1 protein-coding gene and 1 pseudogene are annotated in these 1,363 nt (G+C 44.5%); both read right to left on the reverse strand.

Annotated elements, in window-relative coordinates; all coding sequences use genetic code 11:
* Positions 1–639: pseudogene (locus tag DP117_RS34205) on the reverse strand (Uma2 family endonuclease); the annotation flags it as partial.
* Positions 640–1,124: 485 nt separating this feature from the next.
* On the reverse strand, positions 1,125–1,363 hold a 239-nt coding region (locus DP117_RS35800), incomplete at its 5' end, for a hypothetical protein (RefSeq protein WP_211176534.1).

Here is a 1,363-nt window from a genome sequence, read left to right on the forward strand (position 1 = left end):
TGCGGGGCGAGGGCGCGAAGAAGCTAAAACCTCAGCCAAGTTTCCCTGTTGCAAAGCAGGGACTGATAACCACAATCCTGGAAATACTTGAGAACAAATGACTCCTGCTGAATTCGCTTCCAATGAGATATATTGCCCTTCTTCTAGCCTGAACCAATTCAGCCGATTCTCATAAATTTGCCAAACAATATATTCTTGCACTCCATTGCGGCTATAGGCATTCAGCTTGTCTTTTAAGTCATAAGAAGCACTACTAGCAGCAATTTCTACAATCAGTTCTGGTGCGCCTTCAACATAATCATCATCACTGATGCGAGAATTCCCTCCTACCTCTGGTTCTAATCGTAATAAGGCATCAGGTTGAGGTTCATTATCAGCATCAAGGCGTACAGTGGCGTTGTCACCCATGTCTACTCCTGGTGTTGCAACCCAATAAGTTGTTAACCAAGCCATAACTTGAGCATGAGGTCTTGCATGGTTTTTAATTCGCACTGGTCAAGCCAAGTACACGACTCCTTCTATTAATTCAGCTTTCTTAAGATGTGGCATTTTTGTATAGCGACGCTCGAATTCGTAGCGAGTCAGGCGATCGCCACTTTCTAATGGAGGAAGTTTGAAAGTCGTAGACTTTGCTGACATGGCAAATACTCATCTGCTATATAGAACTTGACCAAACTTATTTAAAGCTAGCCATTCAACTAAAGTTTCCTTTAGAGGGTCTGCTTCTTGCTTCTACGCCAGTCGCCTCAACGGGGGGAACCCCCGCACGGCGCTGGCTCACCAAGGGAGTCGGCTCCTACTTGTCCACAAGCGTAAATTCGGGTGTAGCCCACCCTATTTTTGAAGTCAAATATTTTTTGAAGCTTTTAGCCACTCGCCATCCGTCATTTTCAGCAAATTTAACAAATCGTGGATTTCCGTTTGACCTTTTTACAGGTTTGCTAGTTTTGACTCGACTATGGTTTACAAACCAGAATAATTTCGCCTTGGTTTTCAGCTTAAGTACGAGTATAGCAGATATCGAAACACAATACATCTCAAAAAACTTGAGTTTTTTCCCGAACTTTAACTAAGTTTGATAAGGTTTATGGCTATTTAGTAAGACTCTACGTTTTCATTTTCGCTCACTCATTACCCAGTGCGCTGAAAAATAAAGAAGAAGGGGTGTAGGGGTGTAAGGGTGTAAGGGTGTAAGGGGGAAGAGCAATTGGAAAAGGTGTAGTACCTAACCAATTGCAAGCTAGCGCCACGCAAGCTAGCGTGGCGCTAGCCATAGCCATAGACAGCCAGGAGGGTGGGGTTTTAAACCCCCACAGCCGGTCGAGGTGTACACTTTCAAGTCTTTCCCCCACACCCCTACACC

Origin of the sequence: Brasilonema sp. UFV-L1, assembly GCF_012912105.1 — a bacterium.
GTDB lineage: Bacteria > Cyanobacteriota > Cyanobacteriia > Cyanobacteriales > Nostocaceae > Brasilonema.